This window comes from Bradyrhizobium sp. CCGUVB14 (genome assembly GCF_024199935.1).
In the GTDB taxonomy this organism is placed as follows: Bacteria; Pseudomonadota; Alphaproteobacteria; order Rhizobiales; family Xanthobacteraceae; genus Bradyrhizobium.
The window spans coordinates 777,891-804,570 of the sequence record NZ_JANADS010000001.1 but is presented as its reverse complement, the minus strand read 5'-3'; the positions used below and the strand labels follow the sequence as shown (position 1 = coordinate 804,570).

At 63.8% G+C, this 26,680-nt stretch carries 24 protein-coding genes; 12 read left to right on the top strand and 12 right to left on the bottom strand.

The features are described from left to right. Positions 1 to 82: 82 nt before the first annotated feature. The 6 genes from NLM32_RS03825 to NLM32_RS03800 form a co-directional block, all read right to left on the bottom strand. Positions 83 to 490, bottom strand: a complete 408-nt coding sequence (locus NLM32_RS03825) for a YciI family protein (RefSeq protein ID WP_254127948.1) — start codon at positions 488 to 490, stop codon at positions 83 to 85. Between the two features lie 138 nt (positions 491 to 628). Continuing rightward, the gene (locus tag NLM32_RS03820; protein ID WP_254127947.1) at positions 629 to 1,324 is read right to left on the bottom strand and encodes an AprI/Inh family metalloprotease inhibitor; all 696 of its coding nucleotides are present in this window, start codon (positions 1,322 to 1,324) and stop codon (positions 629 to 631) included. Continuing rightward, positions 1,324 to 2,313 (bottom strand): 2-hydroxyacid dehydrogenase, encoded by a 990-nt coding sequence (locus tag NLM32_RS03815; RefSeq protein ID WP_254127946.1) that lies wholly within the window; start codon positions 2,311 to 2,313, stop codon positions 1,324 to 1,326. The genes NLM32_RS03820 and NLM32_RS03815 overlap by 1 nt, the downstream gene beginning before the upstream one ends. Beyond that, the gene (locus NLM32_RS03810; protein WP_254127945.1) at positions 2,313 to 3,131 is read right to left on the bottom strand and encodes an ABC transporter permease; all 819 of its coding nucleotides are present in this window, start codon (positions 3,129 to 3,131) and stop codon (positions 2,313 to 2,315) included. Before NLM32_RS03810 ends, NLM32_RS03815 begins: the two co-directional genes overlap by 1 nt. Beyond that, a complete protein-coding gene (locus tag NLM32_RS03805) occupies positions 3,128 to 3,943 on the bottom strand; it encodes an ABC transporter ATP-binding protein (protein WP_254127944.1) in 816 nt (271 codons plus the stop codon). Before NLM32_RS03805 ends, NLM32_RS03810 begins: the two co-directional genes overlap by 4 nt. Positions 3,944 to 3,954: 11 nt before the next feature. Continuing rightward, positions 3,955 to 4,977: an ABC transporter substrate-binding protein gene (locus NLM32_RS03800; protein ID WP_254127943.1), complete on the bottom strand. Its 1,023-nt coding sequence runs from the start codon at positions 4,975 to 4,977 to the stop codon at positions 3,955 to 3,957. 140 nt (positions 4,978 to 5,117) lie between these two features. Here NLM32_RS03800 and NLM32_RS03795 point away from each other — a divergent pair, with 140 nt between their 5' ends. The 6 genes from NLM32_RS03795 (at position 5,118) to NLM32_RS03770 (ending at position 13,236) form a co-directional block, all read left to right on the top strand. Next, positions 5,118 to 5,924, top strand: coding sequence for a creatininase family protein (locus NLM32_RS03795; protein WP_254127942.1), 807 nt, complete (start codon positions 5,118 to 5,120; stop codon positions 5,922 to 5,924). A gap of 139 nt (positions 5,925 to 6,063) precedes the next feature. Beyond that, positions 6,064 to 6,324: a hypothetical protein gene (locus NLM32_RS03790; RefSeq protein WP_254127941.1), complete on the top strand. Its 261-nt coding sequence runs from the start codon at positions 6,064 to 6,066 to the stop codon at positions 6,322 to 6,324. Positions 6,325 to 6,703: 379 nt separating this feature from the next. Next, positions 6,704 to 8,710, top strand: coding sequence for a carbohydrate porin (locus NLM32_RS03785; protein ID WP_375143519.1), 2,007 nt, complete (start codon positions 6,704 to 6,706; stop codon positions 8,708 to 8,710). A 56-nt stretch (positions 8,711 to 8,766) separates the two neighbouring features. Next, entirely contained in the window at positions 8,767 to 10,500 is a 1,734-nt protein-coding gene (locus NLM32_RS03780) for an ABC transporter permease subunit (protein ID WP_254127940.1), read from the top strand. Between the two features lie 13 nt (positions 10,501 to 10,513). Beyond that, positions 10,514 to 11,827, top strand: a complete 1,314-nt coding sequence (locus NLM32_RS03775) for an AAA-associated domain-containing protein (protein WP_254127939.1) — start codon at positions 10,514 to 10,516, stop codon at positions 11,825 to 11,827. Positions 11,828 to 11,937: 110 nt separating this feature from the next. After that, complete coding sequence (locus NLM32_RS03770) at positions 11,938 to 13,236, top strand: hemolysin family protein (RefSeq protein ID WP_254127938.1); 1,299 nt, start codon at positions 11,938 to 11,940, stop codon at positions 13,234 to 13,236. Positions 13,237 to 13,417: 181 nt separating this feature from the next. Here the strand turns inward: NLM32_RS03770 and NLM32_RS03765 are convergent, their stop codons facing one another. The 4 genes from NLM32_RS03765 to NLM32_RS03750 all read right to left on the bottom strand — a co-directional run bounded on the left by NLM32_RS03765 (position 13,418) and on the right by NLM32_RS03750 (position 17,563). Beyond that, positions 13,418 to 13,660, bottom strand: a complete 243-nt coding sequence (locus NLM32_RS03765; RefSeq protein ID WP_254127937.1) for a PilZ domain-containing protein — start codon at positions 13,658 to 13,660, stop codon at positions 13,418 to 13,420. Positions 13,661 to 13,767: 107 nt separating this feature from the next. Next, on the bottom strand, positions 13,768 to 15,393 hold the full coding sequence (locus tag NLM32_RS03760) for an FMN-binding glutamate synthase family protein (RefSeq protein ID WP_254135199.1): 1,626 nt from the start codon (positions 15,391 to 15,393) through the stop codon (positions 13,768 to 13,770). A gap of 213 nt (positions 15,394 to 15,606) precedes the next feature. Then, the gene (locus NLM32_RS03755) at positions 15,607 to 16,485 is read right to left on the bottom strand and encodes a patatin-like phospholipase family protein (RefSeq protein WP_254127936.1); all 879 of its coding nucleotides are present in this window, start codon (positions 16,483 to 16,485) and stop codon (positions 15,607 to 15,609) included. A 304-nt stretch (positions 16,486 to 16,789) separates the two neighbouring features. Next, the gene (locus tag NLM32_RS03750; RefSeq protein WP_254127935.1) at positions 16,790 to 17,563 is read right to left on the bottom strand and encodes a ferredoxin--NADP reductase; all 774 of its coding nucleotides are present in this window, start codon (positions 17,561 to 17,563) and stop codon (positions 16,790 to 16,792) included. A 389-nt stretch (positions 17,564 to 17,952) separates the two neighbouring features. Here NLM32_RS03750 and NLM32_RS03745 point away from each other — a divergent pair, with 389 nt between their 5' ends. Next, positions 17,953 to 18,756: a RimK family alpha-L-glutamate ligase gene (locus NLM32_RS03745; protein WP_254127934.1), complete on the top strand. Its 804-nt coding sequence runs from the start codon at positions 17,953 to 17,955 to the stop codon at positions 18,754 to 18,756. A gap of 183 nt (positions 18,757 to 18,939) precedes the next feature. On the opposite strand, the gene NLM32_RS03740 is transcribed toward NLM32_RS03745, so the two are convergent. Beyond that, entirely contained in the window at positions 18,940 to 19,860 is a 921-nt protein-coding gene (locus tag NLM32_RS03740) for an amino acid ABC transporter substrate-binding protein (protein ID WP_254127933.1), read from the bottom strand. Positions 19,861 to 19,872: 12 nt separating this feature from the next. Next, on the bottom strand, positions 19,873 to 21,168 hold the full coding sequence (locus NLM32_RS03735) for a dicarboxylate/amino acid:cation symporter (RefSeq protein ID WP_254127932.1): 1,296 nt from the start codon (positions 21,166 to 21,168) through the stop codon (positions 19,873 to 19,875). A 210-nt stretch (positions 21,169 to 21,378) separates the two neighbouring features. Between NLM32_RS03735 and NLM32_RS03730 the strand changes: the two genes are divergently transcribed. The 5 genes from NLM32_RS03730 (at position 21,379) to NLM32_RS03710 (ending at position 26,645) form a co-directional block, all read left to right on the top strand. Next, the gene (locus NLM32_RS03730) at positions 21,379 to 22,380 is read left to right on the top strand and encodes an NADP-dependent oxidoreductase (protein ID WP_254127931.1); all 1,002 of its coding nucleotides are present in this window, start codon (positions 21,379 to 21,381) and stop codon (positions 22,378 to 22,380) included. A gap of 152 nt (positions 22,381 to 22,532) precedes the next feature. After that, positions 22,533 to 23,354 carry a cysteine rich repeat-containing protein gene (locus tag NLM32_RS03725; protein WP_254127930.1) on the top strand — a complete coding sequence of 274 codons (822 nt, stop codon included), beginning with the start codon at positions 22,533 to 22,535 and terminating at the stop codon, positions 23,352 to 23,354. A 120-nt stretch (positions 23,355 to 23,474) separates the two neighbouring features. Further along, positions 23,475 to 23,690 (top strand): hypothetical protein, encoded by a 216-nt coding sequence (locus tag NLM32_RS03720; protein WP_254127929.1) that lies wholly within the window; start codon positions 23,475 to 23,477, stop codon positions 23,688 to 23,690. A gap of 190 nt (positions 23,691 to 23,880) precedes the next feature. After that, a complete protein-coding gene (locus tag NLM32_RS03715) occupies positions 23,881 to 25,035 on the top strand; it encodes an FAD-dependent monooxygenase (protein WP_254127928.1) in 1,155 nt (384 codons plus the stop codon). Next, positions 25,032 to 26,645, top strand: a complete 1,614-nt coding sequence (locus NLM32_RS03710) for a benzoate-CoA ligase family protein (RefSeq protein ID WP_254127927.1) — start codon at positions 25,032 to 25,034, stop codon at positions 26,643 to 26,645. Before NLM32_RS03715 ends, NLM32_RS03710 begins: the two co-directional genes overlap by 4 nt. The last annotated feature ends 35 nt before the right edge of the window (positions 26,646 to 26,680 follow it).

Here is a 26,680-nt window from a genome sequence, read left to right as displayed (position 1 = left end):
GTTTCTTGTTTTGACGCGTTTTCTTTGCGCGAACCGGTCCCCATTTCGCTCGAAAACGCTATGGAACGCGCGATGCTCGTCATCAGGCGTGAGCGGCTACGCCTGATTTCGCATCGACCTCGCAGGCCCCATCCACGCCCGGCGTGGCGAAGGCCCGCAATTCGCAGGTGCCGTCCCAGCCCGGCATGTGATCGAGGTGCAGCTGCATGAACTCCTTGGCCATGGCCAGGGCTTCCGCCTTGTCGCGCAGCTCGAAAATGGCGTAGCCGCCGACCACTTCCTTGGCCTCGATGAAGGGGCCGTCGATGACGCTGAGCTCGCCGTCGACGATCCGCACCCGCGCGCCCGTCGCAAGCGGCATCAGGCCGCCATTGTCGATCATCCGGCCCGCCTTGATTTCCCGCTCGGAAATCTTCTGCATGGCCTCCATCAGCGCCGGAGACGGGCCCTTCATCGGCTGGCTGGAGGTGACGATGTACATAAAGCGCATGCAAAACTCCTGTTGAGGCGAGACGCGGCCGGTTCGGCCGCGCGATCAGCTCGCTATTGGGATGACGATCCGGCCGGGGCCGGATCGACATGGGCGCAGGAAAAATTGCCAGGCAGAGAAACAGGAACGGACGGGCGCCTATTGGCGCAGCATGATCAGGGGGTCGGCCGTATCGGGAACCCGCCGCCATTGCGCGTTGTCGTCGGCCTCGAACTGCCAGACGTCGCCGGATTTCGACATCAGGATGATCTGGCCGCGCTCGAGCCGCCATTGCGTCGGGTTGAACTGGGCGATCGCCGCATCGCATTTCGGCTTGAGGAAGACCTGGAAATTGTCCTGATCGGCTTCCGTATTGGTCAGCGTCAGCCCGCAGATCGGCTGCCCGTTGCCGCGCACCATGGCCCAGTCGCCGATCATCTGGTCCATCGACTTGGCCATCGAGCGCGCGGCGGCGAGGTCCTGCAGAATGTAGACGCCCTCGCCCTGCCGCAGGCCCTCGAAGATGCCGGCCTCGACCTCAGTGAAGTCGATCACGGATTCACCGGCGGCATCCTGCAGGCGGACGATGTCTCCGAGACCCTTGATGCTCCAGGCCACGATGTCCTTGGTGAAGGGCAGCGCCGTCTTGCACGCCGGCTCAAGCTCCAGCTTGAAGCCCTGCGCCACCGGATCGCCCTTGATCGTGACAACGCAGGTCTTGCTGCGCTCGGTGGTCGAGAGCTCCCACTGCCCGATCATCTCCTTCTTCAGGGTCGTCGCATCCTGCGCATGCGCGGCACCGATCGCGGCGACGCAGGCCGCGATCAGCAAAGCAACGACCCGAAGAGCGGTCATCAGCGCCCCTTGAACGGCGTTTCGGCGACCGGCGTCAGCGGCGCCTTGCCGGAGAACCAGGATTTGAGGTTGTCGACAACGAGCTGGTCCATGGCGTTGCGCGTCACCACGGAGGCCGAGCCGATATGCGGCAACAGCACCACGTTCTGCATGGTCTTGAGCTCGTCCGGCACATTGGGCTCGGCCGCGAACACGTCGAGACCGGCGGCGAGGATGGTGCCGGATTTCAGCGCCTGGACCAGCGCCTGTTCGTCGACCACGGAGCCGCGCGCAACGTTGACCAACACGCCGCGCGGGCCGAGCGCCTTGAGCACCTCGGCATTGATCATCTTGTTGGTCGAGGCGCCGCCCGGCACGATCACCATCAGCGTGTCGACCGCCTTCGCCATCTCGATCAGGTCGGGATAGTGCTTGTAGGACACGTCCTTGGACGGGTTGCGCGAGTGATAGACCACCGGCACCAACGACGCATCGAGCCGGCGCGCGATGGCCTGGCCGATGCGGCCCATGCCGACGATGCCGACCTTGCGGTCACGCAGCGAGCCGACGCTGAGCGGATAGTTCTGGGTCTGCCAGAGGCCGGAGCGGACGTAGCGGTCGGCCTTGATGAATTCGCGCACGGTGGAGATCAAGAGGCCCATCGCGACGTCGGCGACCTCCTCGGTCAGCACGTCGGGCGTGTTGGTGACGATGATGTTGTGCTCGGCCGCGTATTTGGCGTCGATGTGGTCGTAACCGACGCCGAAGCTCGCCACCATCTCGATCTTGGGCAATTGCGACAGCGAATCCTTGTCGGCACGGACGGTGTGATAGGTCACCGCGACGCCGCGGATCTTGTCGCGGACCGCCGGCGTCAGCCGCTCGAGGTCGCCGCGCGTCTCGGCCTTGTGCACGACGAAATGATCGGAAAACCCGTTCTCGAGGATCGGCCGCACCGGCCCATAGATCAGAAGGTCGATCTTGTCGGACGAAATCGAACCGGTAGACATCAGTTTTCCTTTCCAAGCGCGCTCTCATGCCAGCGCCGTAAAACGAGGTGGGAAATTAGCGCCAGCACCCCATAGATGACAATCCCGGCAAGCGACAGCAGAAGCAGCGCTGCGAACATGCGGGGTATGTTCAATCGATAGCCGGATTCGGCGATTCTGTAGGCGAGGCCCGAGCCGGCGCCCGCCGTTCCCGCCGCGATCTCGGCCACGACCGCGCCGATCAGCGACAGGCCGCCGGCAATGCGCAGGCCGCCCAAAATATAGGGCAGCGCTGCAGGCAGTTTCAGGAAGCGCAGGGTTTGCGGCTTTGATGCGCCATAGAGCTGGAACAGGCCGGCAAGGTTGCGGTCGACCGAATTCAGCCCGAGCGTGGTGTTCGACAGCACCGGAAAAAAGGCGACGATGAAGGCGCAGACGACGACCGCGGTCTGCTGTTCCAGATAGATCAGCAAGAGCGGCGCGATCGCGATCACCGGCGTCACCTGGAGCACGACGGCATAGGGGAACAGCGAATATTCCATCCATTTCGACTGGTTGAACAGCAGTGCCAGCGCGATGCCGCCGATGCTGGCCGCGACAAACCCCTCCAGCGTCGTCAGCAGCGTGGTCGCGAGCGATTGTGACAGCACCGCCCAGTCCTTGATCAGCGTCAGGAAAATCACCGAGGGCGCCGGCAGCACGTAAGGCGGGATCTCCCGGAGGCGGACGACGAGCTCCCAGGCGGCAAGGCCGGCCGCGAACACGATGACGGGCAGCACGAAGCGCACCGCGCTTTGCGCAGCCGACGGCTTTGCAGTGACCGGGGCTTGCGCGTTCATAGCATCGACTGTCCCGAATAGGACGGCGCCAGCGCGGCCGACACGCGCCGGCAATAATCGGAATAGGCCGCCGAGGTGCGAAACTCCTCGCCGCGCGGCTCGACGGTCTCGATGCGGATGTCGGCCTGGATACGGCCGGGTCGCGCCGTCATGACCACGACGCGCTGCGACAGATAGACGGATTCGAATACCGAATGAGTGACGAAGATGACGGTCTTGCCAAGGCTGCGCCACAGCGCGAGCAGATCGTTGTTGAGGCGGAATCGCGTGATCTCATCGAGCGCCGCGAACGGCTCATCCATCAGCAGGATATCCGGATCGGTAACGAGCGCGCGCGCCAGCGACACCCGCATCTTCATGCCGCCGGACAATTCGCGCGGAAAGGCATCGGCGAAATCGGCAAGACCGACGCTGGCGAGCGCTTCGTCGACCCGCGCCCGCGCTTCGGCTTTCGGGGCGCCGCCGAGCTTCAAGGGCAACCGCACATTCTCGCGCACACTGGCCCAGGGCATCAGGGTCGGCTCCTGGAACACGAAGCCGATGCCATGGCCGATCTGCGCCGGGCCGTCATGGCGCGACATCCGTACCGTGCCCGATGACGCCGCGCTGAGCCCGGCAATCAGCCTCAGCGCCGTCGACTTGCCGCAGCCGGAGGGCCCGAGCAGCGAGATGAACTCGCCCTTGCGCACCGCGAGATCGAACGGACCCAGCGCCATGACGCCATTGTCATAGGTCTTCGTCACGCCGCGCAGGCTGACGGCAAGCGCCGTCAGGCTGGCCTCGACCGTGGGCGAAGTTTTGGCGTCGGACATCAACGCTGTCGTTACAGCTTGGCGGGGCGCAGCTCGACACCGACGCCCTTGTTGACGAAGCGCAGCGTGTAGGACTTGCGGAAGTCGAGATCGCCCTTCACGACGCCGGCCTTCACCATCTTGTTGAAGAAAGAGGTGTAGCGATCGTCGCTCATCGCGCCGATGCCGTTCTTCAAGGAATCGCCGGAATCGACGATGCCGTATTCCTTCATCTTGGCGACAGAATAAGCGAGCAGCTCGTCGGTCATCTCCGGATTGAGCTGCTTGATCATGGCATTGCCGGCGGAATTGTCGCGGTAGATGTAGTTGTACCAGCCGATCATCGAGGCATCGACGAAACGCTGCACCAGGTCCGCCTTCTTCTCGACCAGGTCGCGGCGGGTCTCGATCAGGGTCGAATAGGTGTTGAAGCCGGCATCGGCGAGCAGGATGACGTTGGGCTTGAAGCCCGCAGCCTTCTCGACTGCGAAGGGCTCGGAGGTGACGTAGCCCTGCATCGCGCTCTTGGGGTTGGCGATGAAGGGTTGCGGATTGAAATTATAGGGACGGACGTTCTTCTCGCTGAAGCCGTATTCGGACTTCAGCCACTGGAAGTAGCTGGTCATGCCCTCCTTGGAGACGAACAGCGTCAGCGGCTTGAGCTCCTCGATCTTGGTGACCTTCGCATCCGGCTGCGTCAGCATCACCTGCGGGTCTTTCTGGAAGACCGCGGCGATGGTGACCACGGGAACGTTGTTGGCGACCGCATCGAACGACATCAGCGTGTTCGCGGCCATGAAGAAATCGATCTTGCCGGCGATCAGCAGCATCCGGTTGTTCTCGTTCGGACCGCCGGGAACGATGGTGACGTCGAGACCGTATTTCTTGTAGGTGCCGTCGGCGACCGCCTGGAAGAAGCCGCCATGCTCGGCCTCGGCGACCCAGTTGGTGCCGAAGGTGACCTTGTCCAGGGTCTCGCTGCGCGCCGGCAGGATCGACACGACCGTGGCCAGCAAGCCTGCCGTTAACGCTCGCCGCAGATGGGAAGGGCTCATCAATGCACTCCGTCGATCGTGTCTGGCCGATGTGAAAACAACGCGATAAAACCGCAAGACATTCGGGGACGCGAGCCGGCCAGGCCCGCGTCCCCTCCATAACACCAAACTACGTGACAAATTCGGGCAAAGAAACCTTGATGACGCCTTCCCGCGACTGGACCGCGATCCGCTGGGCCGATGCCGTTCCTGCGGATGTTGCGCGCTGGATCGCGGTGCTGCCACTGGCGGCAACCGAGCAGCACGGCCCGCATCTGCCACTCGAGACCGACGTGCTGATCGCGGACGCCTATCTTGCCCGCGTGCGGGAGCTGCTGCCCGCGACCATTCCGGCGACGTTCCTGCCTGTCGAGCCGGTCGGCATCTCCACCGAGCATATCGACTATCCGGGCACGCAGACGCTGCCGACCGAAACGGCACTGAAGCGATGGACCGCGATCGGCGAGGACATCGCACGACGCGGCGTGAAGAAGCTCGTCATCATCACCAGCCATGGCGGCAACAGCGCGGCGATGATGCTGGTGGCGCAGGACCTTCGCGCGCATCAAAAAATGTTCGCGGTGACGACATCGTGGTCGCGCCTGTCGGGCGCGGAAAAACTGTTCCCGGCCGATGAAGTGCGCCACGGCATCCATGGCGGCGCGGTCGAGACCTCGATCATGCTGGCGTGCTATCCCGATCAGGTGCGCGCCGATGCGATCGCGGATTTTCCAGCGAGCAGCATCGCAATGGAGAAACAATATCGCTGGCTCTCGACGCAGCGGCCCGCGCCCTTTGCCTGGCAGGCGCAGGATCTCAACGCCAGCGGCGCCGTCGGCAATGCGACGCTGGCCGTGACCGAGAAGGGCGCGCAGCTCATCGACCAGGGCGCGCGCGCCTTTTGCGAGCTGCTGACCGAAGTCGATAACTTCGACGTGAACAGGCTCGCCAGAGGCCCCCTCGGCTAACTCGCATCCAACTGAAATCATTCGGGAAAGAGCCGATTTCCCGGGCCGGCCGAGGCGCTTTCGAACCGGTTTCGGCAAGCCTCCGTCCAATTGGGCACGCGGACCACAACGGACCGCCTCAACCCGGATGGAGTTTCACATGTCGATCAAGACCAAGATTGCCGCCGTCGCTCTCGCCGCTCTCACCGTCACCGCTGGCGTCGCATCCACGACGTCGACCGCTCAGGCCAAGCCGCTCGGCTGGGGCGTCGGTGTCGGCCTGGGCATCGCGACCGCCGCCGTCGTCGGCACCGCGATCGCCGCCAGCAACGACCCCTATTACGGCTATCACCGCTGCGGCTGGTCCCCCCGTTACAACGCTTTCGGCCAGTACGTCGGCAGCGTTCGCACTTGCTACTGATTTGAGGCTCTGAGGCCGATCTCACGTGGATCCTGCGTCCGACACGGGCGCCTCATCCACCCCGTGTCGTGCCCCCGACCCCGCCCGGATGTCCCCCCGGGCGGGGTCATCCTTTTTCCGCACCGGGAAGTTGTTGCAGTCCCGTCACATAACGGTGCGAACCATCGCCTGCGACATTCCTGACTAGTTGCTATTGCGAATTATTAGCAATAAGGTTCGCAACAAGCGCAGGGACTTGGCAAGATCTTGGGGTGAAACGCGTCGAAACGAGCACGTCTCGTCCGATCGCGCGAACAGCCAAGCCCCTGATGACAGGAGCACCGCGAATCGGCAGGGATGTCGGGAGCGGTTGGGCACAGTCGCGTCTGGGGGCGTAGTTTTGACGTTGAGAGGTCACCGTTACAGGTATCTGCGGGCAGCCACGGCGCTTGCCTCGGGCGTGCTCGTGCTGCCGGGTGCCGGCTTCGCCGCCGACCTGCCGCTGAAGGCGCGCGCCGCGAAAACCGTTTACGAGTGGACCGGCTTCTATGTCGGCGGCCATTTCGGCTACGGCGACGCGGGCTTCGGACCCGGCACCAATCCGTTGCCCGAGCAAGGCGTCGTCCTGCCCCACAGCGCAACCGGGCTCAGTGGCGGCTATCAACTTGGCTACAACCGACAACTCGCAAATCGCGTCGTGCTCGGCATCGAAGCCGACGCAACGTTCACGGGTCCGACCGACGGCCCGGCACTCGCGCGTTCGCCGGTGCCCTTCAACACCACGATCGACTACATCGGCACGGTGCGCGGCCGCGTCGGCTATGCCTTCGACCGGTTCATGCCTTACGTCACCGGCGGCGTCGCGTGGGGACACACGCATATCAACGTCAACGATGCCGATGGTGTCTCGCCGCTCTTCCCGGTCGGCCACTACCAGGCCGGATGGACTGCGGGCCTCGGTCTCGAATACGCGGTCAGCGGCAATTGGACCGCGAAGGCCGAATACGAATATGTCGACCTCTCCCGCAAGTCCTACGATCTTAGCGGCTTTGGTCTCGGCAGCGTCAACGTCGATCCGCGCATTCATCTGTTCAAGCTCGGCCTGAACTACCAGTTCGGCGACACGCCGTGGATGCCGGTGGTCGGCGGCAAGACCAAGCTGCCTGAATCCGACGACTGGAACGTCCACGCCCAGACCACCGTGCTGCCGCAAGGCTATGGCCCGATCCATTCGCCCTATGCGAGCCCGCAGAGCCTGCCCGGCGGCGGCCAGTTCCAGGCGACGTGGACGACGACGGCGTTTCTGGGCGCGCGGCTGTGGGACGGCGGCGAATTCTATTTCAATCCCGAACTCGCGCAGGGCTTCGGCCTCAACGGCACGCTCGGCCTCGCCGGCTTCTCCAACGGCGAAGCCCAGAAGGCCGGCGCGCCGTTCCCAAAAATCCGCGCGCAGCGCTACTTCTTCAAGCAGACGTTCGGACTCGGCGGCGAGCAGGAAGCGGTCGAGGACGCGCCGAACCAGCTCGCGGGCAAGCGCGATATCGACCGCGTCACGCTGATTGTCGGCCGTTTCGCCGTCGGCGATTTCTTCGACGGCAACTCCTATGCAAAGGACCCGCGCGCCGATTTCATGAACTGGGCGATGTGGTCGTCGGGCGCCTACGACTTCCCGGCCGACCTGCCCGGCTATACCCGCGGCGCCGTGGTCGAGCTCAACCGCAAGGACTGGGCGATCCGCGCCGGCCTGTTCCAGGTGCCGTCCGCGCCGAACAGCGACGTGCTGACCTTCAAGACCGGCGGCAGCGTGGTCGAGTTCGAGGAGCGTCACACGCTCCTCGAGCAACCCGGCAAACTGCGCGTCGGCGTCTTCGCCAACAGCGGCAACACCGCGAACTACAACGATGTCGTCGCACAGGCTGCCGCCAACCCCGCACTCGACATCAACGACATCACGACCGCGAACCAGCGCACCCGTTCGAAGTACGGCTTCTACGTCAATCTCGAGCAGCAGATCGTCAACGACGTCGGACTGTTCGCGCGGGCAAGCTGGAACGACGGCCAGAACCAGATTCTCTCCTTCACCGACATCGACCGCAGCGTCTCAGGCGGCCTCTCGATCAAGGGCAGCCGTTGGGGACGTCCGGATGACACAATCGGCATCGGTGGCGCCATCAACGGCCTGTCTGACGCACATCGCGCTTTCCTTGCCGCCGGCGGCACCGGCCTGCTGATCGGCGACGGCCAGCTCAACTACCGCAACGAACGTATCCTCGAGGCCTACTACGCCTATTCGGTGATCAAGGGCGTGACGATGACCGCGGACTATCAATTGATCACAAACCCGGCCTATAACGCCGACCGTGGGCCGGTCTCGATCTTCTCGGGCCGTCTGCACGCCGAGTTCTAGCCCCAAAATTCTAGTCTAGGATTCTAGTCTAGGATTCTTGCCCAAAAGGCAGGCCCATGAAGCCGAGAGATATTCGCACGGTCGCGATCGGCCGGGCGCTGCGCCCCAATGTCTGGGATGTCGTCGCGCTGATCCTCGTGATCGGCGCCATGGTGCTGATCGTCTATGGCGGCGAGCAGACCGTCGCACCATTGTCGGAGCTGGAGCGCTCGCCGGTCTCGCTCGATCCGGTCAACCTGCCGCTCTATGCGCTGCGCACAGTCCTGCGAATGCTGCTTGCGATCGTTTGCTCGACGATCTTCACCTTCGTCTACGCTGCGATCGCCGCCAAGAGCCGGCGCGCGGAGATGGTCATGATCCCGGTCCTGGACATCCTCCAGTCCGTGCCGATCCTGGGCTTCCTGACCTTCACGGTCGTCTTCTTCATGAATCTGTTTCCGAGCCAGGTGCTCGGTGCCGAACTGGCTTCGGTGTTTGCGATTTTCACGAGCCAGGCCTGGAACATGACGTTCAGCATGTACCAGTCGATGCGCAACGTGCCGAAGGATCTGGAAGAGGCGACGCAGAGCTTTCATTTGTCCGGGTGGCAGCGTTTCTGGCGCCTCGACGTGCCCTTCGCGATGCCGGGACTGATCTGGAACGCGATGATGTCGATGTCGGGCGGCTGGTTCTTCGTGGTCGCGTCGGAAGCGATCACGGTCGGCAACACCACCGTAACGCTGCCGGGCGTCGGATCCTACGTCGCGCTGGCGATCCAGCAGCGCGATCTGCCGGCGATCTTCTACGCCATCCTGGCGATGCTGCTCGTCATCATCGCCTATGACCAATTGCTGTTCCGGCCCATCATTGCCTGGGCCGACAAGTTCCGCTTCGAACAGACGGCGTCCGGTGAGACACCCACCTCCTGGATGCTCGACCTGTTTCGCCGGACCCGCGCCCTGCGGGCCGTGACGCTGCCCTTCTCCAGCATCAATCGCGCGGTCTCGAATTTACGCATCCCGCTCCCCAAGCTGGGGGCGCCGACAAGGAGCAGAGACGCGCCGTCGCGGCTGATCGACGGCCTCTGGCTTGCTGTCGTCCTCGCAGGCACGGCCTACGCCGCGTGGCTGACCTACCGCTATCTCTCCGCCAGCCTCGGCCTGAGCGACGTGCTCGTTGCGATCCGCGACGGGCTGGTCACCTTCCTGCGCGTCATCATCCTGATCAGCCTTGCGACCCTGATCTGGGTGCCGATCGGCGTCTGGATCGGCCTGCGTCCAAAACTGGCCGAACGCATCCAACCGCTGGCTCAGTTTCTCGCGGCGTTTCCGGCCAATCTCGCCTTTCCGGTCTTCGTCGTCGCCATCGTCAGCTTCAAGCTCAATCCGAATATCTGGCTGAGCCCGCTGATGATCCTCGGCACGCAATGGTACATCCTGTTCAACGTCATCGCCGGGGCCAGCGCCTTTCCGAGCGATCTGCGCGAAGCGGCGAGCAGCCTTCATCTCGGCGGATGGCGGTGGTGGTTCAAGGTGATCCTGCCGGGCATCTTCCCTTATTACGTCACCGGCGCGATCACGGCGTCCGGCGGCTCCTGGAACGCCTCGATCGTCGCCGAGGTCGCCAGCTGGGGCGACACGCATCTGAACGCCACCGGGCTCGGCGCCTATATCGCGGCTGCGACCGAAGCGGGTGATTTCCCGCGTGTCGTTCTCGGAATCGCCACGATGTGCATCCTGGTGACGCTGTTCAATCGTCTGGTCTGGCGACCGCTCTACGCCTTCGGCGAGCGCCGCCTGCGGCTCGGCTGACGAGGAGACCATCATGCTCGATCAACCCCCTGCGCTCATCGATATCCGCGGTGTCTGCCGGTCCTTTCCGAAGGGCAGCGGCGAGCAGTTGCTGGTGCTGGAGAACGTCGACCTGACGATCCGCTCCGGCGAGATCGTCGGGTTGCTCGGCCGCTCCGGCTCCGGCAAATCCACGCTGCTGCGGATCATCGCCGGTCTGGTCGCACCGTCCACGGGACAGGCGACCTGCCGCGGCGAGGTCATCGCGGGACCGCCGAACGGCGTCGCCATGGTCTTCCAGTCGTTCGCGCTGTTTCCCTGGCTGACGGTGCTGCAAAACGTCGAGCTCGGACTGGAGGCACTGGGCGTCGATGCCGCCGAGCGGCGCAAGCGCGCGCTCGCCGCGATCGACCTGATCGGCCTCGACGGATTCGAGTCGGCCTTTCCCAAGGAATTGTCGGGCGGCATGCGCCAGCGTGTCGGCTTCGCCCGCGCGCTGGTCGTGCATCCGGACCTGCTGCTGATGGATGAGCCGTTCTCGGCGCTCGACGTGCTCACCGCCGAGACACTGCGAACCGACCTGATCGATCTCTGGGTCGAAGGCCGGCTGCCGATCAAATCGATCCTGATGGTGACACACAACATCGAGGAGGCCGTCCTGATGTGCGATCGCATCCTGGTATTCTCGTCGAATCCGGGGCGGGTCGCCGTCGAGATCAAGGTCGAGCTGGCACATCCACGCAATCGGCTCGATCCGCATTTCCGTCAGCTCGTCGACAGTATCTACGCGCGCATGACGCAGCGTGCGGAGCCCAAGGCGCCCGCGATCGAAGGCATTCCCGGCTCCGGCGTCGGCATGACCCTGCACCATGTATCGTCCAACGTGCTGTCCGGCCTGATCGAGACGCTGGCGGGCGCGCCCTACAACGGACACGCGGACCTGCCGGTGCTCGCCGGCCAGCTTCAGCTCGAGGCCGACGAAATCCTTCATCTCGGCGAGTCGCTACAACTGCTGCGGTTCGCCCATTTGAGCGAAGGCGACCTCGTGCTCACCGACGCGGGCAAGCGTTTCGCCCATCTCGAGACCGACGCGCGCAAGAAGCTGTTCGCCGAGCACCTCGTCACATACGTTCCGGTGATGGGATTGATCCGTCGCGTGCTCGACGAGCGGCCCTCGCACACCGCGCCGGCGGCACGGTTCCGCAACGAACTCGAGGACTACATGTCCGAGGATTATGCCGGCGAGACGCTGAAGACCGTCGTATCCTGGGGCCGTTATGCCGAGCTGTTCGCCTATGACGAGCAGTCGGAGACGTTCAGCCTGGAAAATCCCGGCGAAAGCACCTGAACTTCGCCTGCGACAATTTGGTCGGAACCGGGCAAAGCGCGCATCGCTTTCATATATAAAGGGCTTGGCCCGGCGACCGCCGGGCTGATTGTCCCTCCCCCTTGCGCACAATGTTGTCTGTCGAACTCATCATCGTCGTCGTCCTGATCGTCATCAACGGCCTGTTGTCCATGTCCGAGCTCGCCGTGGTCTCGTCGCGCCCCGCGCGGCTGTCGCTGCTGGCCGCCAGGGGCGTGCGCGGCGCCGAGCGCGCACTGATGCTGGCCGCCGATCCCGGAAAGTTCCTCTCGACGGTGCAGATCGGCATCACGCTGGTCGGCGTGCTCTCGGGCGCGTTCTCCGGCGCAACGCTCGGGCAGCGGCTGACGCAATGGCTGGTCGAGCTCGGCCTGTCCTCGGGCATTGCCGACATCGTCGGCGTCGGCATCGTCGTCACGATCATCACCTATGCGACCCTGATTGTCGGCGAGCTGGTGCCGAAGCAGGTCGCGCTGCGCGATCCCGAAAGCATCGCGGTCAAGGTCGCGCCCGCGATGCATGTGCTGGCACGGGTCTCGCTGCCATTGGTGTTTCTGCTCGACCTCTCCGGCAAGCTGATCCTCACGCTGCTCGGCCGCGGCGGCAAGGCCGAGGAGAAGGTGTCGGAGGACGAGATCCATCACCTCGTCAACGAGGCCGAGAGCGCAGGCGTGCTCGAGCCCGGCGAAAAGGAGATGATCGCCGGCGTGATGCGGCTCGGCGACCGCCCGGTCGGCGCCGTGATGACGCCGCGCACCGAGGTCGACGAGATCGACCTCAACGACGATCAGGCAGCGATCCAGGCGCTGATCGCAAAGAGCCCGCATTCGCGTTTTCCCGTCTCCGACGGTGATCGCGACGCGCCGATCGGCGTGCTCCAGGCGAAGGACCTGCTGGTCGCGTACATGAACGAACGCACGCCGGATCTGCGGGCGCTCGTCCGCGAAGCACCGAGCATTCCCGCGTCGGCCGATGCCCGCGATGTGCTGGCAATCCTGAGGGCCGCGCCGGTCCATGTCGGGTTCGTCTATGACGAATACGGCGCCTTTGAAGGCGTGGTCACGGCCGCCGATATTCTGGAGTCGATCGTCGGCGCCTTCCATTCCGAGGAAGGCCCGCCGGAGCCGGCTTATGTCAGGCGCGCCGACTCATCACTGCTCGTCTCGGGCTGGATGCCGGTCGACGAGTTCGGCGAACTCCTCAGCATCGAGCTGCCGCCGCATCATCGCTACAACACCGTGGCCGGACTGGTGCTGCAGCAATTCAACGTGCTGCCCAATGTCGGCGACGCCTTCGACCTCAGTGGCTGGCATATCGAGGTGGTCGATCTCGACGGCAGGAGGATCGACAAGATCCTGGCGAGCCGGCTGGGTGAAGTCGAGACGGGGTGAGCACCGATCTCAGCTGTCGTCCCGGCGAAGGCCGGGACCCATACCGCGTGATTTATCGATAGTGCGCAGGTAGCAGTACCGCGCAACTGACAGTCTTCACCAAACCTAATCCTGGGGTTATGGGTCCCGGCCTTCGCCGGGACGACACCTGAATTTGCTGGGCGAGCTTACGCCACATTCCTCACCCGAACCTCACCCCGATCCGCTTTTCCTTGCGCCACACCACCGTGCAGGCGAGATGCGCGCCATCTGCCTTGATCGACAGGGTAAACTGCTCGGGAATGCCGACCGGGCTGGTGACGTCGAGGGCGGCACCGGTGTCGGAGAAATTGCGGACGGTGCAGTCGATCGCGCCGCCGCCGAACTCGATGGTTCCGGCCTTCAATACGCGGTGCCTGGCCTTGTCGCGCCGTTCTTCATCCATCGGGCCAATTTACACCCGAAGCTGACACAAACGTTAAGATACAACCTTTTCGCGACGAATTTACGCCGCCGCGGCCCGCGGCGGTATCATACGGTGGGCTGCGGGCCTCACAGCGCCGGCTGGAATGTTGCCGCTTGTGCCATCCGCCAGGCGTCGCGGAACCGCGGGTCTTCCGTGCCTTCGAGCAGCTCACCCGCGCGCAGCGGCGGATAAAGCTGTGCGAAGGATTGCACATGGGTCGTCGAGGTCCGCTGGCTGAAATGGACCGGGCGCAGCTCCTGCGGATGGGTCAGGCCGGCCGCGGCGATCAGCTCGGTCAGCGAGTGCAGCGTCGCGTGGTGATAATTATGCACGCGGTCGATCTTGAGCGGCACGTAAAGCGCGCGCGCTCGCGTCGGATCCTGCGTCGCAACGCCGGTCGGGCATCGATCGGTGTGACAGCTCAGCGACTGGATGCAGCCGAGCGAGAACATGAAGCCGCGCGCCGAGTTGCACCAGTCGGCGCCGATCGCCATCGCCCGCGCCATGTCGAAGGCAGTGGCGATCTTGCCGGACGCACCGATCTTGATGCGGTCGCGGGCATTGATCCCGACCAGCGCGTTATGGACGAAGTTGACGCCCTCGCGCATCGGCATGCCCAGATGGTCCATGAACTCCAGCGGCGCGGCGCCGGTACCGCCCTCGTTGCCGTCGACCACGATGAAGTCGGGATAGATGCCGGTCTCCAGCATCGCCTTGCAGATCGCCAGAAACTCCCAGGGATGGCCGATGCAGAGCTTGAAGCCGGCCGGCTTGCCGCCGGAGAGTCGTCGCATCTCGGCGATGAACTGCATCATGCCGACAGGCGTGGAGAAGGCGCGATGCGAGGCCGGCGAGATGCAATCCTCGCCCATCGAGACGCCGCGGATTTTCGAGATCTCCTCCGAGACCTTCGCCGCCGGCAGCACGCCGCCATGGCCTGGCTTGGCGCCCTGGCTGATCTTGAGCTCGACCATCTTGATCTGGTCCTGGCCGGCGACACGCGCGAACGCCTCGGGATCGAAGGTGCCGTCGAGATGACGGCAGCCGAAATAGCCGGAGCCGATTTCCCAGATGATGTCGCCGCCCATCTCGGCGTGATAGGGGCTGAAGCCGCCTTCGCCGGTGTCGTGGGCGAACCCGCCCTTCTTGGCACCGGCATTGAGCGCGCGCACGGCGTTGGGGCTGAGCGCGCCAAAACTCATCGCCGAGATGTTGAACACCGAGGCCGAATAGGGCTTTGCGCAATCCGGCCCGCCAATGGTGACGCGAAACTTCTCCTCGGCATGCGCCTTCGGCGACACCGAATGATGCATCCACTCATAGCCCTCGCGATAGACATCCTCCTGGGTGCCGAACGGACGCTTGTCGAGCTGCATCTTGGCGCGTTGATAAACCACCGCACGGATGTCGCGCGAGAACGGCATGCCGTCCTTCTCGCTCTCGAAGAAATACTGCCGCATCTCCGGCCTGATCTCTTCGAGCAGGAAGCGGATATGCGCCGAGATCGGGTAGTTGCGCAGGACCGCGTGGCCTTTCTGCATGAGATCGCGGACGCCGAGCAGCGTCAGGGCGCCGAAGATGCAGATCGGGATCAAGAGGATGTCGAAGATCTTGCGGTCGGCGATGCCGATGCCGATCAGCAGCGCAGTGACGACCGCGCAGATCGTCAGGATGATGAAGCGTGGCGAAAATGGAAGCAGCAGGGTTTCCATCAGCCCTTCGGACGAAGCTTGCGTCTTGTTCTCGTTGGCCACGACCACGTCCTCTCGTCAGCATGACGGGGTATGATACGCCCGCGCCGCGTCTATGGATATGACGCGGACCTGTCTTGAGGCTACCGAATCCGCACGCTTCAGATCAATCCGTCCGGAGGACGGGCTTTCGCACTGCAATAGATTCAATCACATGACAAATCAGTGACCAATTCAATGGCCGTGCAGCTGCGCCTCGTGCGGGATCACGCCGTGCCGTTCGAGGCCGCCCCGCGCCAGCCATTCGCCGGTCGCTTCGATCGCGCGATCGATATGTTCGCCCGTCAGCGAGAAATCGTAGGGTGATCCGACCATCGGGCACAGCGGCGGCACCACGACATATTCGATATCGGGGGAGAGCGCTTCGAGCTCGGCCACCAATTGCCGCGCGGTCAGCAGCGTCAGCGCATGCAGGGCATTGGCGACCGCACCGACGGGAGGCGTTTCGACCGCACAGGCATGCCCGGCCGGCAGCACGATCAACCGCTTTGCGCCCATCTTCACCGCAATCCGGACCGGCGTATTCGAGGAGATCGCACCGTCGGCAAGGAAGAGGTTCCGGTAGTGGACCGGCGTAAAGGCGCCGGGGATCGCGGTCGACGCCAGGATCGCCTCGACCACCGGGCCATCCGACAGCACCACACTCTCGCCGGAGACGAAATCGGTGGTGACGATGTGCAGGGGAAGCTGGGCCTCCTGCACGTTGCGATAGGGCAGATGATCCTCGATCAGCTTGCGGATGCCATCATGCGGAATCAGGAAGTCCCGCCGCCACATGAAGCCGAGCAGCGTTCGCCATGTGACCGGGAAGACGTCTTGCCGCTTCAGGCTGCGCCAGATCGCTTCCAGCCCGAGCACGCCCTTGAGCGAGGGGTCGCCGGCATAATAGGCGCCGTTGATCGCGCCGACGCTTGATCCGACCACGAGATCGGCGACGACCCCGTGCTTCGCCAGCGCATGCATCATGCCGACCTGGATCGCCCCGAAACTGCCGCCGCCCGCCAGCACATAGGCGGTCGGTCTCGGCGGACGACCATGGTCGATCGCTGACAAGGCGCGCAGCTCCCCCATTCTCGCATCGCAACATCGCTGCGAGAATTTAACGCGAGCTTATAACAAGGCGCGCGCGGGCGACGCCAATAACAAAGTCGGGGGAGGATGGTGAGGGGGAGTGGCGGCAGCCGGCGAGTGTGAGGTGAGATTCCAATCACACGTCGTCCCGGCGAACGCCGGGACCCATGACCCCAGGGAGTAGTTTGATGAAGACTAGTCGTTCGGCACGCCTACCATCCGCAATCGATAGATTCCGCGGTATGGGTCCCGGCGTTCGCCGGGACGACAGCTGTGCTTGCGCCAATCAGCGCTCGACGAACGCCTTCTCGATCACGAAATGGCCGGGCTTGTTGCCGGAGCCTTCGATGAAATCGCGGCCTTCGAACATCACCTTCAGCTCTTCGAGCATCGCCGGGCTGCCGCACATCATGACGCGGTCGGTCTCGATGTTGAGGGGGCCCTGGCCGATGTCGTTGAAGATCTGCTCGGAGTTGATGAGGTCGGTGATGCGGCCGCGGTTGCGGAACGGTTCGCGGGTCACGGTCGGATAATAGATCAGCTTGTCCGCGAGCAGCTCGCCGAACAGCTCGTCCTCGCGCAGGCTCGCGACGAGCTTCTCGCCATAGGCGAGCTCGGAGACCTGGCGGCAGCCGTGCACCAGCACGATGCTCTCGAACTGCTCATAGACCTCGGGGTCCTTGATCAGGCTGGCGAAGGGCGCAAGCCCGGTGCCGGTCGAGAGCAGCATCAGCCGCTTGCCGGGGATGAGGTTGTCGGTGATCAGCGTGCCGGTCGCCTTGCGGCCGACCAGGATGGTGTCGCCTTCCTTGATCTTCTGCAGGCGCGAGGTCAGCGGACCGTCCTGCACCTTGATCGAGAAGAACTCGAGCTCTTCCTCGTGATTGGCGCTGGCCATGCTGTAGGCGCGCAGCAGCGGACGGCCCTCGACCTCGAGGCCGATCATCGCGAACTGGCCGTTCTGGAAGCGGAAGCCGCTATCGCGCGTCGCGCGGAAGCTGAACAGCGTGTCGGTCCAGTGCTGGACGGAAAGAACCTTCTCTCGGTAAAACGCGCTCATGATTTTCGATATTCCGAATAATTGCGGTTTTAGGGCAAAAGCATTGCCCGGCCCTGAAAACGGGGCGGACACCATTGCCATGGCGGAGGATTTCGCGTGTGTGATCTACGCCATTGAGACCAATAATCAACCTCGTTCCGGATGCAATTGATGCCGGTCAAAGCGGCATTTGCGGCGGAAATGGCCACATCATTAACGGATCTGCTGTCCGGGGCGCACAGAGGGCAATTTCTTTTCCCTTTCTGGCGCAATTGCAGCACTTAATTTCCATCCTGCTCGCGAGAATTTCATTAAGAATAGCTCTGACTTTCACCCGGGCCCGGCGTCGTTTCTCGCATTTTTGCGGCTTTTGGCGACAGGAACGATGATCCGGACAGGCGACTGAACAGATGGCGGCAAGCGGCGAGCGGATCTTCGTCCAGGCGATCAGGAGCTATGGCATGCGCCATGGCATCGACGTCGACGTCCGCGCGGGCGGCTGGCTGATCGCAATGCGTCGTGGCGGGCTGCGCCGCTTCGCCTTCGGCTACGACATCGGCCTCAACAGCGCGATCGCACATCGGCTCGCCAACGACAAATCGGCGACATCGGAGGCGCTGTCGCTTGAAAGCGTGCCCTGCATTCCGCACCACCTGTTCCTCAACCCGAAGCTCGGCAGGAATGTCGTTGATGCCGCCTGGCGCGAGGCCATGCTTGGGCTGCTTCACGACCATCCGCAAGGCATCGTAGTGAAGCCGAACGAGGGGACGTCAGGACGATCGGTCTTCAGGGTGACGACAGGGACGGAGCTCGACCGCGCGGCTGACGAAGTCTTTTCGATGAGCACCGGGCTCGTGATCTCGCCCTATGTCGAGATCGAGGACGAGGTCCGCGTGATCCTGCTCGATGATCAACCCCGCGTCGTCTACAGCAAGCGGCGTGGCGCGGACTGGCGACACAATCTCGATGCCGGCGCAAGGCCGGTGTTGCTGGAGGACGGCGAGACTCGCGCAGCTTGCGTGAAACTCGCGATCGAGGCCGCGAGCGCCATCGGCATCACCTTCGCGTCGATCGACGTGGTGCGCGTCGACGGCGACTGGCACGTGCTGGAGATCAATTCCGGCGTGATGATGGAAGCGCTGGCAAAGCTGCATCCGGAGCTGGTGCAGGCGACGTATGACGCGGCGTTGGATCGGGTGTTTGGGGGAAGCTAGTCGCGGGCCCTCTTACCCTCCCCTGGAGGGGGAGGGTCGCTGTGCATGGAGCGAAGCGGAATGCGCAGCGGGGTGGGGTGACTGTCTCTCCACAGAAGCGGTGCCCGAGCGGAGGGATCACCCCACCCCGCTCGCGCTACGCGCGATCGACCCTCCCCCTCCAGGGGAGGGTAAGAGCCTCCACTAATTATTCGCGCTGGCGGAATCGTCCATCGCCTTGAAGGCTTCCTCGAGCTGCAGCGAGATCGGCACGTTCATCCGCTCGCCGGTCGGCATCCGCGCGGTGAACCACTTGTTGTACAGCGGCACGAGGTCGTGGTTGGAGCCGAGCTTGCGGAAGGTCCGATCCACCACCGCTGACAATTGCGGTTCGCCCTTGCGGAACATGATGCCGTAGGGATCGTAAGACAAATAGTCGCCGGTGACGCGGAACTTGTCCTGCGCCTTGTGGCGGACGATCAGGCCCGAAAGCAGAATATCGTCGGTCGCGAACGCATCGGCCTTGCCGTCGACCAGCATCTGGTACGACTGCTCGTGGTCGGCGCCGACGGCGATGTTCAGCCCCAGCGAAAACTTCTTGTCAGCCGCCTGGATCGCCTGCTCGTTGGTGGTGCCCTTCGTCACCACGATGGTCTTGCCCTTCAGATCGGTCAGCGACTGGACGCTGGACGCCTTCGGCACCATCAGCTTGGTGCCGGCGACGAACATCAGCGGCGAGAAGGCGACGCGCTTGCCGCGCTCGGAATTGGCGGTGGTCGAGCCGCATTCCAGATCGATCTTGTTCTGGAGCACGGCGTCGATGCGGTCGTCCGAGGTGACCTTGACGTAGTCGATCTTCAGATTGGGATCGTCGACCTCGACGCCGATCTCCTCGACGATGGCCTCGCAGAGCTCGAGGCTGTAGCCGATCGGCCGGCCCGACTGGTCGAGGAACGAAAACGGCGGCGAGCTTTCGCGGTAGCCGAGCCGCACGGTGTGCGCGTTCTTGATGGCGAGCAGCGTCGGGCTAAGCCCTTCACTGCCGCCGCTCTGGGCCGAGGCAGGCGTTGCCAGCAGACACGCTGCCAGCAACAGGCCGCCCGAAATCGCCGTCAAAGGGCGCATGACGTACTCCCGTCAGTGGCCGGCCATCGCTGGCACTTCGCCCGGCACCATGTCGCCCGGCACGGCATCGCCCGGCCCCATCGCATGCTCGGGCCCGAGCTCGCCTTCCCACTTCGCCACGACCGAGGTCGCCAGCGTGTTGCCGATCACGTTGGTGGCGCTGCGGCCCATGTCGAGGAAGGTGTCGATGCCCATGATCATGAGCAGGCCTGCCTCGGGGATGCCGAACTGCGACAGCGTCGATGCGATCACCACGAGGGAGGCGCGCGGCACGCCGGCGACGCCCTTCGAGGTGATCATCAGCGTCGCCAGCATCGCGAGCTGCGTCGAGAGCGACATCTCGATGTGATAGGTCTGCGCGATGAAGATGCTGGCGAAGGTGCAGTACATCATCGTGCCATCGAGATTGAAGGAATAGCCGAGCGGCAGCACGAAGCTCGAGATCCGCGACGAGGCGCCGAAGCGGTTGAGGCCTTCGAGCGTCTTCGGGTAGGCGGCTTCCGAGCTCGCGGTCGAGAACGCGATCATCAGCGGCTCGCGGATCAGCCTGAGCAATTGGCTGTAGCGCGGCCCGATCACGATGAAGCCGACGGCCACCAGGATGCCCCAGAGGATGAAGAGCGAGAGGTAGAAGCCGCCCATGAACACGATGAGCTTCCAGAGCACCAGCAGGCCGTTCTTGGCGACGGTCGCGGTGATGGCGGCCCAGACGGCGAACGGCGCGAACAGCATCACATAGCTCGTCACCTTGAGCATGATGTGGCCGAGATCGTCGATCAACGACAGGATCTGCTTGGAGCGCTCCGGCAGGGCGCCCATCGCCACCGAGAAGAACACCGCGAAGATCACGATCTGAAGGATCTCGTTCTGCGCCATCGCATCCGCGATCGAGGTCGGGATCAGATGGGTCAGGAATTTCTCGATCGAGAAGGCCGAGACCGGCAGGCCGGTCGACTGCCCCGCCGCAGGCAGCGTGCCGGGGAAGTTCGCGCCGGGCTGCAGCAGGTTGACCATGACGAGGCCGAGCAGCAGCGAGACGAAGGAGGCGCTGACGAACCAGCCCATGGTCTTGGCGAAGATGCGGCCGAGCTTCGAGCCCGAGCCCATATGGGCGATGCCGCCGACCAGGGTCGCAAATACCAGCGGCGCGATGATCATCTTGATCAGGCGCAGGAAGATCACGGCGATCAGGTTGATGGACGAGGCCCAGTCGCCCCGCGTCTCGGGCATGAAATTGAAGATCGCCGAGCCCATGATGATGCCGAGCACCATCGCCGCCAGAATGTATTGCGTAAACCTGTTCGACATTGAATACCCCCAACTACACCGGCCGCTTCATGATGTCGCAGATATGACAGCGACGCAACACGCTTTGCGTGCGGCTGCTCGAGCCGGATGTTCCCGTTGCGAAACGGAACGCGGAGATCTAGCCTTCATGCAGCGCACAACGAATGCGGCTTGCTCGTTTTCTTGGCTGCAGCTGCATCAATAATCGTCAAGCCATTAGGGAGGAACGCCATGAGTGGAAGCCGCAATCGTCAAATTCTTCTGGTTGAAAAGCCCAGCGGCAAGCTCGGTCCCGAGCACTTCAAGATGGTCGAGAGTTCGTTGCCGGAACCGAAGGACGGCGAGGCCTTGCTGCGCGTGCGTTACATCTCGCTCGACGCGGCCAACCGCGCCTGGATGCACGGCGCGACCTACCGTTCGGCCGTGGAGGCGAACAGCGTGATGGCCGGCGGTGGCATTGCCGAGGTCGTCAGCTCGAAGGCGCCGGAGCTGGCGGCAGGCGACATCGTGTTCGGCGACACCGGCTGGCAGGAATTCGCCGCAGTGCCCGCAAAGCATTTGACGAAAATGCCGAAGCTCGAACCGATGACGCATCTGCTCAGCGTGTTCGGCATCGCCGGCCTCACCGCCTATTTCGGCCTGCTCGAGGTCGGCAAGCCCAAGGAAGGCGAGACGGTCGTGGTATCGGCGGCGGCGGGCTCGGTCGGCTCGATCGTCGGACAGATCGCCAAGATCAAGGGATGTCGCGTGATCGGCATCGCCGGCGGCGCCGACAAGTGCCACTGGCTGACCTCCGAGCTCGGCTTCGATGCCGCCGTCGACTACAAGGACGGCGCAGTGTTCAAGGCGCTGCGCGCGGCCGCGCCAAAGGGCATCGACGTCTATTTCGACAATGTCGGCGGCGATATTCTGGAAGCTTGCCTGCCGCAGATGAACAATTACGGCCGCATCGCCTGCTGCGGTGCAATCTCGCAGTATGATGGCGCACCGTCGGCACACGGCCCGCGCGGCGTGCCCGGCCTGATCGTGGTGAAGCGGCTCGTGATGCAGGGCTTCATCGTGATGGATTACATGAAGGAGAGCCCGCGCGCGCTCGCCGATCTTCAGGCCTGGGTCAAGGCCGGCAGACTGAAGGTGCAGGAAGACATCATCGACGGATTGCAGAACACGCCGAAAGCGCTGATCGGATTGCTCGCCGGTGAGAACCGGGGCAAGCGCATGGTCAAGCTCTAACGACGTAGTTACGTCGCAATTGCACTGACATTATCTACTTGCGGTAGAGCTCGCGGCGGCGAATGATGCCGCACGCGGTATTGGCCGCAACGATTGCTTGCATCACTTTTCATAAATCATCGGCGTTGCCGACAGGGCAGGAATACACCCAGATGTTCAACATGTTGAAACATGTTTCGACGCGTCACGCGTTGCTCGCCGCAGCACTCTTCGCAACTGCAACAAGCGCATACGCGCAAGCGCCGACCGAGGCTCAGAAGAGCGCCATCCGCTCCGCATGCCGCTCGGACTTCATCGCACATTGCTCGAGCGTGACGCCCGGCGGCGTGGAAGCCTATCAATGTTTGCAGAGCCACATGTCGAGCCTGTCGGGGGGATGCCAGACCGCGGTCCGCGCGGTCGAGCCCGCTGCAGCACCCAAGACCGAAGCTGCGCCCGCAAAATCGGAACCTGCAAAGACCGATGCCGCGCCGGCTGCCGAGCCTGCGGCGAAACCGGCCGCGGAATCCGCACCCAAAGCAGCGGCGGCCAAGCAGCCGAGCAGCGCACAGATTGGCGCGGTCAAGAGCGCGTGCCGCAGCGACTATCCCAAGGTTTGCGCCAGCGTGCCGCCGGGCGGCGCTCCCGCGCTCGAATGCCTGGAGAAGAACAAGGCCAAGGTTTCGGCGGCTTGCGCAAAGGCCGTGACCGCTGCGGCCGGTGGCGGCGGCGCAGCAGCGACGGCCGCGCCGGCAACTGGTGCAGCGCCCGCTGCCGGAGCAGCACCGGCGGCTGCGCCGAGCGTGATCGTCCTGCGCCCATTGCGACCGCGTGAAGAGCTGTTCATCGTCCGCTCCGCCTGCGGCGCCGACATTCGCTCGCTCTGCGCCGGCGTTCAGCCGGGTGGCGGCCGCATCGTGCAGTGCATCTCCAGCAACGCGGCGTCGCTATCGCCCGGCTGCAAGGAGGTGCTTGCCCCGTTCGCCGCGCGATAAGCAGCACGCAGCTCGCGGGGCCGTTGATGGCGGACTGCCCCGCGTGAATTTTCGCACGCCTCTTGCGACTAATCTTTTGCCGCCATCCGATTTCAATCACGACAAGACCGGGAGAAAAACATGCGTTCATTCCTGCTCGTCGCTTCCGCATTGCTCGCCTTCGCCGCAACCATGACGTTTGAGACCACCGACGCCAATGCGGTGGTATGCGCCCGCGGCGTCTATCGCGCCGGTTGCGCCGGACCGAACGCAGCCGTCGTGGTCCGCAGGCCGGTGCCGGTGGTCCGCTGTACCAGGGTGCTGGTGAACGGGGTCTACGTGAAGCGCTGCGTCTGACGCGCGGGTAGTCAATCCGGCGCAGTTTGGCTATGATTCGCGGCGGACGGTTTCGGGCACACGCGAAAATTGTGCTCGCGGCCGCGCTGCGGCGTGCCACGCCTTTCCGATAATTCCGCTGGCGTGGGAAGCCGGAGCCCATTAGTCTACCCTGAGATAGTAAGTATACTGTCAATTAGGGAGGCAGACTTTGCGGATCGCCGTGATTGGCGGGGGGCCCGGTGGGCTCTATTTCGCCTATCTCTGGAGGAAGCGTCACCCCGAGGATCAAGTCGACCTGTTCGAACAGAACCCGGCCGACGCGACCTGGGGCTTTGGCGTCGTGTTCTCCGACCAGGCCCTGGAGTTCCTGCGCGCCGACGACCCCGAGACGGTCGACGCGATCGCGCCGCACATGGAGAGCTGGGAGAACATCACGCTGAACCATTGCGGTGACAGCGTCGCGATCGACGGCGTCGGCTTCTCCTCGATCGGTCGGCTCGAACTCCTGCAGTTCCTGCAGCAGCGCGCGCTCGATGCCGGCGTCACGGCGCGCTTCGACACCCCGATCCAGACGATCGACCAGCTCAACGGCCACGACCTGATCGTCGCCTCCGACGGCTTGAATTCGCTGATACGCCGCACCTATGAAGGTGATTTCGGCACCTCGCTGTCCTACTCCTCCAACAAATTCGTCTGGTATGGAACCTCGAAGCGTTTCGACACGCTGTCGCAGACGTTCGTGAAGACCGACCGCGGCGCGTTCAATGCCCACCACTACCGCTACTCGCCGAGCATGAGCACCTTCCTGGTCGAGTGCGATCACGCGACCTGGCAGGCCTATGGCTTTGCCTACAAGGATGTCGAGCAGTCCAAGGGCGTCTGCGAGGAGGTGTTCGCGGACACGCTCGGCGGCCACTGCCTGGTCTCCAACAAATCGGTCTGGCGCAACTTTCCCTGGGTCTGGAACGAGCACTGGTCGTTCAAGAACATGGTGCTGATCGGCGACGCGCTGCACTCGGCGCATTTCTCGATCGGTTCGGGCACGCGGCTGGCGATCGAGGACGCGATCGCGCTGGTCAAGGCCCTTGAATCGGATGCGCATCTCACGACGGCACTGCAACGCTACCAGGCCGACCGCAAGCCGGTGGTGCAGAAGCTCGTCAATGCCGCGCGCACCTCGGCCTTCTGGTACGAGCACTTTGCCCAGCACATGCAGCTCGGCCTGATGGACTTCGCCTATAGCTACATCACCCGCTCCGGCCGCATCGACGATGCACGCCTGCGCCACATGTCGCCGGCCTTCATGGCGCGCTACGAAGCCGAGAAGAACGGCACAGACGCGAACGGCGAGGCCACGGCATGAGCAACGAGATACGCGACCAGGTGCCCGCGGACAGCGCGGGCGCCCGCGAGATCGGCTTTGCCGTTCCGCAAATCTACAACGCCAGCCGCGTGCTGTTCGACAATCTCGCCAGGGGCAATGCCGACAGGCTCGCGTTGATCGGCCCGGCGGGGTCGCGGAGTTATGCCGAGCTCTGCGCTGAGGCCTGCCGCTGGGGTAACGGTCTTGCGTCGCTTGGCCTGCAGCGCGGCGATCGCGTGCTGTTGTTCCTCGACGACACGCCGGCCTATCCCGCCGCCTTCTTCGGCGCGGTGCGCGCCGGCTTCGTGCCGCTGCTGATCAACACGCTGACGCCGCCGGAACTGCTGCAATTCTATCTCGCCGATTCCGGCGCCGCCGTTGCGGTGGCGGATGCCGAGTTCTGCGCGCGTTTCAACACCGAGGCCTGCAAGGGCACAGAGCTGCGCGCACTGATCGTCGTCAATGGCGATGTGGGTGACCACGCCGCGCCGAAAGCGATGGCCGCAGGGGACTGGCTTTCGCAATTCCCGGCCGAAATGGCCGAAGCGCCGACGCATCGCAACGAGATGGCGTTCTGGATGTACTCGTCCGGCTCGACCGGCCGGCCCAAGGGCATCGTGCATCTCCAGCATGACATGGCCTATAGCGAAGTCGCCTTTGCGCAGAACGTTCTGAAGCTGACCCCGGACGACATCTGCTTCTCCGTGCCGAAGATTTTCTTCGCCTACGGCTTCGGCAATTCCGTCACCTTCCCGTTCTCGGCGGGCGCGGCAACTTTGCTTCTGCCGGGACAGCCGAAACCGGCATCGATCTTTGCCGCGATCGAGCAGTACAAGCCGACGGTATTCTTTGGCCTGCCGACGCTCTATACCTCGCTGACCAAGGCCGAGGGCGCGGCCAACACGAACTTCTCCTCGCTGCGCATGGCGCTCTCGGCAGCCGAAGTGCTCTCGGCCGAAGTCTTCAACGGCTGGAAGACGCTCACGGGCCTCGAGATCGTCGAAGGTCTCGGCTCGACCGAGGTGCTGCACATCTACCTTTCCAACCGCCCCGCGCAGAAGAAGCTTGGCGCGGCGGGCCTGCGCGTTCCCGGCTACGAGGTCGCACTGCGCGACAAGGAGGGGCGCGACGTCGGCGACAACGAGGAAGGCATTTTGTGGGTGCGCGGCGATTCCAACACGCCGCTCTACTGGAACCGGCCGGACAAATCCGCCGAGACCATCCGCGAGGGCGGCTGGATCTATACCGGCGACCGTTTTGTTCGCGACAGCGACGGTTTTCACTTCTTCCGCGGCCGCGCCGACGATCTCATCAAGATCTCGGGCCAGTGGGTCTACCCGCTCGAGGTCGAGCTGTGCCTCGCCGACCATCCCGAGATCCGCGAATGCGCGGTGTTCGCAGCCGAACTGCCGGACCGGCGCATGACGCTGAAGGCGGTCGTGGTCATGAACAATCGCACTACCGATCAAAGCGAGGCGACGCGGCGGCTGCAGGATTATGTGAAGGGCAAGCTCTTGCCGTACAAATATCCGCGCGAGGTGATCTTCATCGACGAACTGCCGAAGACGGGCACGGGGAAGATCGATCGGCAGGCGTTGTTGCGGATGTGAGGGGACGGCGGGCTAAACATTCGCTGTCGTCCCGG

Excerpts from the sequence above, each read along its gene's own strand:
- NLM32_RS03825 (WP_254127948.1), bottom strand. The coding sequence starts at position 490 with ATGCGCTTTATGTACATCGTCACCTCCAGCCAGCCGATGAAGGGCCCG.
- NLM32_RS03820 (WP_254127947.1), bottom strand. The coding sequence starts at position 1,324 with ATGACCGCTCTTCGGGTCGTTGCTTTGCTGATCGCGGCCTGCGTCGCC.
- NLM32_RS03815 (WP_254127946.1), bottom strand. The coding sequence starts at position 2,313 with ATGTCTACCGGTTCGATTTCGTCCGACAAGATCGACCTTCTGATCTAT.
- NLM32_RS03810 (WP_254127945.1), bottom strand. The coding sequence starts at position 3,131 with ATGAACGCGCAAGCCCCGGTCACTGCAAAGCCGTCGGCTGCGCAAAGC.
- NLM32_RS03805 (WP_254127944.1), bottom strand. The coding sequence starts at position 3,943 with ATGTCCGACGCCAAAACTTCGCCCACGGTCGAGGCCAGCCTGACGGCG.
- NLM32_RS03800 (WP_254127943.1), bottom strand. The coding sequence starts at position 4,977 with ATGAGCCCTTCCCATCTGCGGCGAGCGTTAACGGCAGGCTTGCTGGCC.
- NLM32_RS03795 (WP_254127942.1), top strand. The coding sequence starts at position 5,118 with ATGACGCCTTCCCGCGACTGGACCGCGATCCGCTGGGCCGATGCCGTT.
- NLM32_RS03790 (WP_254127941.1), top strand. The coding sequence starts at position 6,064 with ATGTCGATCAAGACCAAGATTGCCGCCGTCGCTCTCGCCGCTCTCACC.
- NLM32_RS03780 (WP_254127940.1), top strand. The coding sequence starts at position 8,767 with ATGAAGCCGAGAGATATTCGCACGGTCGCGATCGGCCGGGCGCTGCGC.
- NLM32_RS03775 (WP_254127939.1), top strand. The coding sequence starts at position 10,514 with ATGCTCGATCAACCCCCTGCGCTCATCGATATCCGCGGTGTCTGCCGG.
- NLM32_RS03770 (WP_254127938.1), top strand. The coding sequence starts at position 11,938 with ATGTTGTCTGTCGAACTCATCATCGTCGTCGTCCTGATCGTCATCAAC.
- NLM32_RS03765 (WP_254127937.1), bottom strand. The coding sequence starts at position 13,660 with ATGGATGAAGAACGGCGCGACAAGGCCAGGCACCGCGTATTGAAGGCC.
- NLM32_RS03760 (WP_254135199.1), bottom strand. The coding sequence starts at position 15,393 with ATGGAAACCCTGCTGCTTCCATTTTCGCCACGCTTCATCATCCTGACG.
- NLM32_RS03750 (WP_254127935.1), bottom strand. The coding sequence starts at position 17,563 with ATGAGCGCGTTTTACCGAGAGAAGGTTCTTTCCGTCCAGCACTGGACC.
- NLM32_RS03745 (WP_254127934.1), top strand. The coding sequence starts at position 17,953 with ATGGCGGCAAGCGGCGAGCGGATCTTCGTCCAGGCGATCAGGAGCTAT.
- NLM32_RS03740 (WP_254127933.1), bottom strand. The coding sequence starts at position 19,860 with ATGCGCCCTTTGACGGCGATTTCGGGCGGCCTGTTGCTGGCAGCGTGT.
- NLM32_RS03735 (WP_254127932.1), bottom strand. The coding sequence starts at position 21,168 with ATGTCGAACAGGTTTACGCAATACATTCTGGCGGCGATGGTGCTCGGC.
- NLM32_RS03730 (WP_254127931.1), top strand. The coding sequence starts at position 21,379 with ATGAGTGGAAGCCGCAATCGTCAAATTCTTCTGGTTGAAAAGCCCAGC.
- NLM32_RS03725 (WP_254127930.1), top strand. The coding sequence starts at position 22,533 with ATGTTCAACATGTTGAAACATGTTTCGACGCGTCACGCGTTGCTCGCC.
- NLM32_RS03720 (WP_254127929.1), top strand. The coding sequence starts at position 23,475 with ATGCGTTCATTCCTGCTCGTCGCTTCCGCATTGCTCGCCTTCGCCGCA.
- NLM32_RS03710 (WP_254127927.1), top strand. The coding sequence starts at position 25,032 with ATGAGCAACGAGATACGCGACCAGGTGCCCGCGGACAGCGCGGGCGCC.